The sequence below is a fragment of the Treponema sp. TIM-1 genome, assembly GCF_046533115.1.
In the GTDB taxonomy this organism is placed as follows: Bacteria; Spirochaetota; Spirochaetia; order Treponematales; family Breznakiellaceae; genus JAIRMO01.
Genome location: NZ_JAJQRC010000069.1, coordinates 1 through 9,191, shown reverse-complemented (window position 1 = coordinate 9,191; position 9,191 = coordinate 1). Strand labels below are relative to the sequence as shown.

Here is a 9,191-nt window from a genome sequence, read left to right as displayed (position 1 = left end):
AGAGAGGAGAGAGGAGTTAAAAGTGAGGAATTGAGGCCAACCTTCATTCCTCACTCCTAATTCCTCTCTTTCTTCATTCTTCTCCTTCCTTCTTCGCCTTATTCGCCTTCGTGGTGAATTTCTTAATTATTGCTCAAGCTCAGGGGGCAAGTAAGCGGTTCAGCCGCTTGACGAAATCCGCCGGGTCCTTGAGTTTAAGCCCCTCCACCAGGAGGGCTTGATCCAGGAGTACCCCGGCCACATCGGCGATCCGTTCCTCATCCTCCGTATGCTTAAGGCCCGCCACCAGGGGATGTTCCCCGTTTACCTCCAGGATCGGCTTGGTATCGGGTACTTCGGTCTGGCCCATGGCCTTGAGCAGCTGGGCCATCTGGATAGAGGGATCGTTTGCGTCCGCCACAATACAGGAGGGGGAATCCTGCAGGCGCCGGGAGAGTTTTACCTCTTTAACCCGGTCCCCCAGGGCCTTTTTTATCTTTTCGATAACCGGCTGTATCTCTTTTTCCGCGGTTTTGTCCGGTTTATCCCCCAGCTCCTCATCAGCGCCGGACCGGTTTATCGCCTTAAGTTCCCATTCCTGGGAAGTGTCCCCGGACTGCTTTTGGTACCGCCCCAGGGAGGGGATGACGATGTCATCGATCTCGTCATCCATAATAAGGACCTCGATACCCTTGGCGGTATAGGCTTCCAACAGGGGCGAGGCCCTGAGGGTCTTTTCATCCCCCCCGGTGATGTAGTAGATGTACTTCTGATCGCTTTTCATCCGGGCCGCATACTCCGAAAACCCGGTCCTGCCCTCCTGGGTGGAGCTTTTGAAGCGGATGAGTTCCTGAATGAGCTCCCGGTTGGCAAAATCCTGGTAGAGCCCCTCCTTGAGGGGCCGGTTGTACTGGCTGATAAAGGTTTCCCACTTCTCCTTGGCAGCGTCCGATCCGGAGGCCGCGGTATCCGCCAGGGTCTTAAATTCCGCCAGCAGCTTTTTTACCGAGGCGTTTTTTATGTTGATGAGGATCTTGTTCTGCTGGAGGATCTCCCGGCTTACATTGAGGGGCAGGTCCTCCGAATCAATGATCCCCCGGACAAAACGAAGCCAGGTGGGTATCAACTCCTTGTCGTCGTCGGTAATAAAAACCCGCTTGACGTACAGCTTAACCCCCGGTTTGTAGTCCACGTTATACATATCGAAGGGCGCCTTTTTGGGGATGTAGAACAAGGTGGAGTATTCCAGGGTACCCTCGGCTTTGGTATGAATATAATGGAGGGGTTCGTCGGTGTCATGACCCAGCTGCTTGTAAAACTCGTGGTAGTCCTCCTCCTTAAGCTCTGATTTGGCGCGGCGCCAAAGGGCGGTCCCGGAGTTGATCCGGTCGGTTTTGGTCACCGAACCCTTCTCTTTTCCCTTGTCGTCGTATTCTTTTTCATCATAGGTCAGGTAAATGGGGAAGGCCACATGGTTGGAATACCGCTTGATAATATCCTCAATGGACCAGCGGTTGGCGTATTCGAGCCCCTCATCGGTCAGGTGCAGGATCACCCGGCTTCCCTGGCTGTCTTTAAGGGCTTCCCCCGGCCCGGCGGCTTCGATCTCAAAGTTCTCCTTGCCGTCGCTGACCCACTTCCAGGTTTCCCCTTCCCCGGCCTTGCGGCTGATTACCTCGATTTTATCCGCCGCCATAAAGGCCGAATAAAACCCCACCCCAAACTGGCCGATAAGGTTGGAATCCCTTTTGACGTCATCCTGGAGCTTTTCCAGAAAGAGCCTGGTCCCGGACCGGGCGATGGTTCCCAGGGACTCGATGAGGTCGGCCTCGTTCATACCGATACCGTTATCTTCCACGGTAAGGGTTTTTGCGTCCCGGTTAAAGGACAGATCGATCCGGGGCTCAAAAATAATGGACTTGTAGCCCTCGTCCGCTACGGTAAGGTACTTGAGCTTATCCAGGGCATCGGAAGCATTGGAAACAAGTTCCCGCAGGAATATTTCCCGGTTGGAATACAGGGAATGGATGATGAGGTGCAAGAGCCGGCTTACTTCAGTCTGAAATTGGTGCTGTGCCATGGTTGAGACTCCTTTCTTGTTATTATTCGGCGGGGATTAATCCCCCTCCCTCTGGGCAATTCACTTCTCCAGCCACTAATGGCAGGGTAGAAACCCCTCGGTAAAAAGTGTACGGAAAACCTGTATCTAAGATACTAAAAGAAACTTATCAGGGGCAAGGGGCAAATAACGTTTCCTTCCTCCCTTTTCCTCCCATTTTTTCATATTTTTTTCCCAAAACTAAAGCACCCTGCATCCCCGTGCCTTATTATTCCCGGAGGTATTTCATGGCTATCCATAAACCGAAAGATAACAGCTTTAAACTCATCCTCGATGACCACCGCCTCTTTGTCGACTTCCTCCTCCGTTTTATACCCCTCCCCATCTTCAACGCCCTCTCCCCCGACGATATCGAAGATGTCAGTGAACGTTTCCTTCCCCTCCTCCTCGAAAACCGGGACTCCGATACCGTCAAACGGATCTCCCTCAAAAATAATCCTCCCCTCTTTGTCATCGCCATCGTCGAACACGAGTCCCAGGTCAATTTCCGCGCCCCCTTCAAAATGCTCCAGTACATCACCTTGGTCCTGGACAAGTACGAGAAGGAGGTCAACCGGGAGTACCCCGGCCTTACCTCCACCAGGGACTTCCGCTACCCCCCGGTCCTCCCCTTGATCTTCTACGACGGTCCTGCCCCCTGGACCGCCGCCCGGAACTTCGCCGACCGTACCGCCCTCAAGGACGTCTTTGGCGATTATATTCCCTCCTTCAAATATGAGTTGGTGGAGTTAAACAAATACGGCTTTGAGGACCTGAGCCGGTACCGGGATGCCCTATCGCTGTTATTACTGGTGGACCGGATTCAGAAACGGGAAGAACTGGAGGAGTTACAGGGATTACCGGGAGACTATTGGGAAGGGGTGGCATTGAATATTCCGGAGGGGATGGTTAAACTGGTAAAGGATGTGATCACGGTCCTATTGGAACGGCTGGAAGTCCCGGCTGAGGAGATAGAGGCGGTGAAGGAACATGTAGGGAAGAAGGAGTACCAGACGATGTTTGACGCATTGGTAGAGAGTGTCCTAGAGGACAAACGGCTTGCCCGGGAGGAAGGTATCCAGATAGGTACTGAAAAGGGACGGGAAGAAGGCATCCAGATAGGTACCGAAAAGGGACGCGACGAAGGGCGGGAGGAAAAACAGGCGGAAGCTTACCGGGAAAAGCTGGAATCGGCCCGGATCCTCAAGGGCTATGGGGTTTCGGTGGAGGTAATTGCCCAAAGCCTGCATCTGACCGTGGAAGAGGTGGCGTCCGTCCGGTGATATGGCCAATACCCCCATACCGGTGGTTTTTCCTGTCCCTTGTTGAACGGAGAATTGCCGCCCCGGCCTCCGCACCCCTTGACGAAGCTCCCAAAAAAGAGGATTTTATAGTAACTGCATTGACGGAGACGAGTAACGGGTAAACCGGATCAAGTACGGGTTGTTTTCCGTACCCGGAGAGAGGCCATGCCATAGGCTGGAAGCAGGCCGGTCACGGAACCCTTGAAAACCACTCCCGAGCTGCTTTATCGAACGGAAGAGCTTTCCCAGTAAATAAAGCCGGATTGCCCCCGTAAGCGGCGAAGAGGGCGTTTTTCGTCGTGGAAAAACGAACCGGGGTGGTACCGCGGGATTATTCCCGTCCCCGGATACATTACGATGGAGGTGCCCCATGCCCGATCAAAAAGAACAGCAAAAAAAACCCGAAGCAAGCCAGAAACTTGCGCTGATACGTCATTCGGTAAGCCATATCATGGCCCAGGCGGTAACCCGGCTTTTCCCCGGAACCAAGGTCGCCATCGGCCCTTCGGTGGAGAACGGCTTCTACTACGATTTTCAGTTACCCCGGCCTATCGCCGCGGAGGATCTGCCGGTGATTGCGGAGGAGATGAAACGTATCATCGACTCCCGGCAGGATTTTGTACGCCTGGAACTGAGCCGGGCCGAGGCCAAGGCCCGGTTTGCCGATGAACCCTTCAAGTTGGAACTCATAGCGGATCTGCCGGAGGATACGGTCATTTCGGTCTATGAAAACCGGGACGCCGAAGGCAAGGTCCTCTGGGCGGACCTCTGCCGGGGGCCCCATGTACGGAACACCCGGGAAATTAATTCCGCGGCCTTTACGCTGCAAAATATCGCCGGCGCCTACTGGCGGGGGGATGAAAAACGGCCCATGCTCACCCGGATCTACGGCACCGCCTGGGAGACCCCCAAGGACCTCAAAGCCTACCTTAGTTTTCTGGAGGAGGTGGAAAAACGGGACCACCGCCGGGTAGGAAAGGAAATGGACCTCTACTCCATCCACGAGGAAGCCGGGGCAGGGCTCATCTACTGGCACCCCAATGGCGGCCGGATGCGGGTGGCCATCGAAAATTTCTGGCGCGCCGAACATTACCGCAACGGCTACGAGATCCTGTATACCCCGCACATCGGCAAGTCCTGGCTCTGGGAAACCTCGGGACACCTGGGTTTTTACAAGGGAAATATGTACTCCCCCATGGAGATCGACAACCAGGATTACATCATCAAACCCATGAACTGCCCCTTCCACATCATGATCTACAAGAACAAGGGCCGCAGCTATCGGGACCTGCCCCTGCGCTGGGCGGAATTGGGTACGGTTTACCGGTATGAACGGTCCGGCGTACTCCACGGCCTGCTCCGGGTCCGGGGCTTTACCCAGGACGATGCCCACATCTTCTGTACCCCCGAGCAAATCGAGGATGAGATCCGGGAAGTTTTACGGTTCAGCCTGTGGATATGGCAGGTTTTCGGTTTCCAGGACATCAAAGCCTACCTGGCCACCAAACCCGAGGAGTCCGTGGGGGAGCAGGGGCTCTGGGACCAGGCCCTGGAATCCCTGCGTAAAGCGGTAATCGCCGAAGGGCTTCCCTACGAGCTGGACGAGGGGGGCGGGGCCTTCTACGGCCCCAAGATCGACCTCAAGATCAAGGACGCCCTGGGCCGGGAATGGCAGATGACCACCATCCAGTTCGACTTTAACGAGCCGGAACGGTTCGATATGACCTATGTGGATGCCGACGGCCAGCACAAACGGCCCTACATGGTCCATCGGGCCCTTTTGGGCTCCCTGGAACGGTTCTTTGGGGTCCTTATCGAACATTTTGGCGGGGCCTTCCCTGTATGGATAGCCCCGGAACAGGCCGCGGTCATCCCGGTGGCGGAGAGTTTTAACGACTACGCCCAAAAAGTGACCGCGGAACTCAAGGTTCGGGACCTCCGGGTAACGGCGGAACTGGACGACGGCCGGCTTAACGCCAAGATCCGTTCCTGTCAGAACCGGAAAATACCCTACATGCTGGTGGTCGGCCAGCGGGAAGCCGATGAGGGCACGGTTTCCATCCGTCTCCGGGACGGCAGGCAGCTATCCCCCATGAAAATAGCGGAATTCGCCGACTATGCGGTAAAAAAGACGGAAACCCGGGATCTGGAACTGTAAACCGGCAGCCATAGTTGGTAAAGTAAGGGGGGAGCGCCGATGTTACGGGGTAAACCGATATTACCCATGACCAGCCTTTTTTGACGCTGCTCCCCCTCGCTCCATAAAAATGCCGCTGCCCCGGTAGGGAGTTTCCGGGAAACCGCTCCGGCGGTTTCCCAGAAACTCCCTACTTAAAAGCGCGTCAGCATTTTTATTCCGCTACCCCCACTCCGCTCCTTGGGTATATGAACCGTCATGGGGTGATCGCGGCGGCCTGAAGGGCCGCAGCCATAAACATTGCAACTACCGGAAATTTCGGTTACCCTAAGAGCCGTGAAGGGGGCACGGGAATGAAGCTCATCACCGCCGAAGAATTTGACGGCTATTGGCAGCATGTTTCGGGACCGGGGGAGGACGGGGCGGTTCTTGACGCGGTGCGGGGGATAATCGCCGCGGTACGGGCCGAGGGCGACCAGGCCATACGCCGCTTTGCGGCCCGGTTTGACCGGTCCGCGCCGGAGGTCTTGGAAGTGCCCGAAGCCGCGGCAAAAGCCGCTTGGGAAACGCTACGGGAAACGGATCCGGAACTGGCCGCTGCCTTGGAGTTGGCGGCGGATCACATCCGGCGGTTTTCGGAGTTACAAAAAGCCCAACTGCAAGACTTTGAATATGAAATGGCTCCGGGCCTGGTTACCGGGCAGCGGGTGATCCCGGTTAAACGGGCCGCGGTGTATGTGCCCGGGGGGAGGTTTCCCCTGATCTCCTCGGTGCTGATGGGGGTCATTCCCGCGGTTGTTGCCGGCGTCGAACAGGTTCTGGCGGTTTCCCCGCCCCAGGAGGACGGGTTGCCGGACCGGCGGATTCTGGCCGCGGCATACCTTGCCGGGGCGCGGCGTTTTTTTGCCCTGGGGGGCGCCCAGGCCATCGCCGGCCTGGCCCTGGGGACCGAAACAATTCCCCGGGTTGACGTGATCGCCGGGCCGGGAAACAAGTACGTGGCCGCGGCAAAACGGCTGCTCTACGGGGAGGTGGGAATAGATTTTGTCGCGGGGCCCACGGACGTCCTCATCATCACCGACGGCTCCGGGGGGACGGATCTGGCTGCGGCGGATATGCTGGCCCAGGCGGAGCATGATCCTGATGCCCGGGCCCGGGTCCTGGTCTGCAGCCGGGACCTGGCGGACCGGATCCTCCGGGCCGCGGAACAGCAGCTTGCCGCCCTGCCCACCGCCGCTGTTGCCGCCGCTTCCCTGGACGCGGGGGGGCTCATCATCATCTATGATACCCAGGAGGAAGCGGCCCGAATCGCCAACGCCATAGCCCCGGAACACCTGGAACTCCAAACCGCCGCTACCGGCGACTGGATCCCCCTCCTCCATAATTACGGTTCCCTTTTTATTGGGCCCCAGGCGGCGGAGGTCCTGGGGGATTATTCCGCGGGGATAAACCATACCCTGCCCACTTCCGGAAGCGCCCGGTTTACCGGGGGGCTTTCGGTACGGCACTTCCTCAAAACCGTTACCACCCTCCGATGCGCCGGGGGAACGGGGTATGACCAGGCCCTGGGGAGCGCGGAAATTCTGGCCCGGGCCGAGGGGCTTATGGGGCACCGGCAAAGCGCTTTGCTCCGGCATTAATCCTGCGCTTGACTATGACCGGGGCAACCTTATACCCTGACATGACAAGAGGAGGCGCTTTTGGGAGCTTACGGATCAACGGAAAATCATCGGGAGCGGGAAAAGGGGGCCCTGGTATACCCGGTCTATTCCCGGCGTTCCCGGGGTCTTTCGGTGGGAATCAACCTGTTTCCGGATCAGAAGGTCTGCCCCTTTGACTGCCCCTATTGCGAGGTTTTCCCCTTTAAGACCGATATCCGTTTTTCCACGGAAACCATGGTAAAAGCCCTGCGCCAGGCGCTGATCCGGGCCGGGGAAGGGGAGGCTCCGGTCCGGGATATTTGTTTTTCCGGGAACGGGGAACCGACCCTTTCACCCTGGTTTCCTGAAGCCCTGGAAGCCGCGGCCCGGCTCCGGAACGAACTGGTCCCCCGGGCGGATTTGGTGGCGATCACCAACGGGGTGGGGTTGTTGGATCCGGGGATCTATGCTTTTTTGCGGGATGCCGCCCGGGGACCGCAGGGATTGAAAATCTGGCTCAAACTTGATGCGGGAACCGAAGCATGGTATCGGGAGATAAACCGTTCTCAAATTCCCTTTGAGACGCTTTTGGGGAAGATCCGGGACTTTGTCGGGGAGGCTCCGGCGATTATCCAGACCATGGTCTGTACGGTGCGGGGTCTTCCCCCTCCGCCCGAAGAAGCCGAAGCCTGGGAGCAGACAGTGTCCGGCCTGATTTTTGGCCGTTCCGGCAGCGGGGAAAGACCCGGCCCGGGGGTTCAGGGTGTCCAAATTTATGGTAAAGCCCGGCCCGCACCCCAGGACCCCCTGACCACCGCCCTGGAGGAATCTTTTCTGCAATCCCGGGCCGTATCCCTGAAAAAAAAGCTGGAAAAGGCCGGCAAGGACATTCCCATAGAGGTCTTTGCCTAAGTACCAACTCTTCCCTCATATTCTTTAACTAACTCCTAACTCCTAGCTCCTCCCTCTACCCCGCATTGGCTTGAAGCAACGCCGGAATTCGCCTACACTCTCCCCGGAGGAATATGTGGATACCGCCCCCAAAACCGACAAGGCTCCGGAAAAAATACACTGGCACCCCGCCTTTTACCAGGCAATTAAGGCGGAGCTCCTTGACTGGAAGGAGGTACTCCAGTTTGAGTACGAGTATCAGCTCACCTCCGAACCGCTGCGGGTGGATACCCTCATCATCCTGAAACCGCCCGGCATCCGGATACCGCATAGTATCGGGCGTATATTCAAGACGGTCAACATCGTGGAGTACAAAAGCCCCGAAGACTCCTTTACGGAGAAGGATTTCTATAAAGTGTATGCCTATGGGGCGCTGTATGCGGCGATCCACCGGGACGTAGGGATGTCGGACCTCACCCTGACATTTGTGGTCAGCCGACACCCGCGGGAACTGCTAAAATACCTGCGGGTGGTTCGGGGATACGAGGTGGTCGAGGTGGAGAGCGGGATATACGAGGTGCGGGGGGACTATATACCGATGCAGATCATAGCATGTCCGAAGCTGAGCGGGGAGAACAGCCGGTTGATGGGGGGATTGAAGAAGAACTTGAAAAGGGAGGAAGCGGCGAGTATATTAGAGGAGGGGAAGCGGCGGGGAAAAGAGACGGCGCTGGACGCCTATTTTGACGCGATATTTCATGCGAATCCGAGACCGTTTCAGGAGGTGGTACAGATGGGAGATGGAAGCATAACGTTTGAAGAAGTGCTGATGGAAGAGGGATTTATCCCCAAATGGCTGGCGCTGGGCGAAGAAAAGGGCATAGAAAAAGGCCGGGAAGAGGTAGCCCAAAATCTGCTAAAAAAGGGCTGGAGTATAGAAGAAACCGCGGAAACTACGGAGCTGGATATCGAAAAAGTACGGCTTTTGGCCCAGAATATCCGGTAACCAGTTTCCACTAAGTAGACCATTGCGCGGTTAATAAAGAAAAAATAACCACGAACCACTCGAACACCACGAACGAAGAGGAAGAGACGGGAAGAGAATTTGACCACGAAGGCGCAGAAGGCGAAAAAGGTAAGAA

Annotated in this window: 6 protein-coding genes and 1 other annotated feature; of the genes, 5 read left to right on the top strand and 1 reads right to left on the bottom strand. The window is 56.7% G+C overall.

Going from position 1 to position 9,191, the window contains the following annotated elements; genetic code table 11:
- Window positions 1-139: 139 nt before the first annotated feature.
- Entirely contained in the window at window positions 140-2,059 is a 1,920-nt protein-coding gene (gene htpG / locus LQZ21_RS14565) for a molecular chaperone HtpG (RefSeq protein WP_411045305.1), read from the bottom strand.
- Window positions 2,060-2,325: 266 nt separating this feature from the next.
- Here htpG and LQZ21_RS14560 point away from each other — a divergent pair, with 266 nt between their 5' ends.
- The 5 genes from LQZ21_RS14560 (at window position 2,326) to LQZ21_RS14540 (ending at window position 9,055) form a co-directional block, all read left to right on the top strand.
- On the top strand, window positions 2,326-3,360 hold the full coding sequence (locus tag LQZ21_RS14560) for an Rpn family recombination-promoting nuclease/putative transposase (protein ID WP_411045304.1): 1,035 nt from the start codon (window positions 2,326-2,328) through the stop codon (window positions 3,358-3,360).
- A 110-nt stretch (window positions 3,361-3,470) separates the two neighbouring features.
- Window positions 3,471-3,729 (top strand) — a binding site (T-box leader).
- A gap of 22 nt (window positions 3,730-3,751) precedes the next feature.
- Window positions 3,752-5,539 (top strand): threonine--tRNA ligase, encoded by a 1,788-nt coding sequence (thrS, locus tag LQZ21_RS14555; RefSeq protein WP_411045303.1) that lies wholly within the window; start codon window positions 3,752-3,754, stop codon window positions 5,537-5,539.
- A gap of 332 nt (window positions 5,540-5,871) precedes the next feature.
- Window positions 5,872-7,158, top strand: a complete 1,287-nt coding sequence (gene hisD / locus LQZ21_RS14550; protein WP_411045302.1) for a histidinol dehydrogenase — start codon at window positions 5,872-5,874, stop codon at window positions 7,156-7,158.
- A gap of 60 nt (window positions 7,159-7,218) precedes the next feature.
- Window positions 7,219-8,070: a radical SAM protein gene (locus LQZ21_RS14545; protein WP_411045301.1), complete on the top strand. Its 852-nt coding sequence runs from the start codon at window positions 7,219-7,221 to the stop codon at window positions 8,068-8,070.
- Between the two features lie 115 nt (window positions 8,071-8,185).
- Window positions 8,186-9,055 carry an RpnC/YadD family protein gene (locus LQZ21_RS14540; RefSeq protein WP_411045300.1) on the top strand — a complete coding sequence of 290 codons (870 nt, stop codon included), beginning with the start codon at window positions 8,186-8,188 and terminating at the stop codon, window positions 9,053-9,055.
- Window positions 9,056-9,191 lie beyond the last annotated feature (136 nt).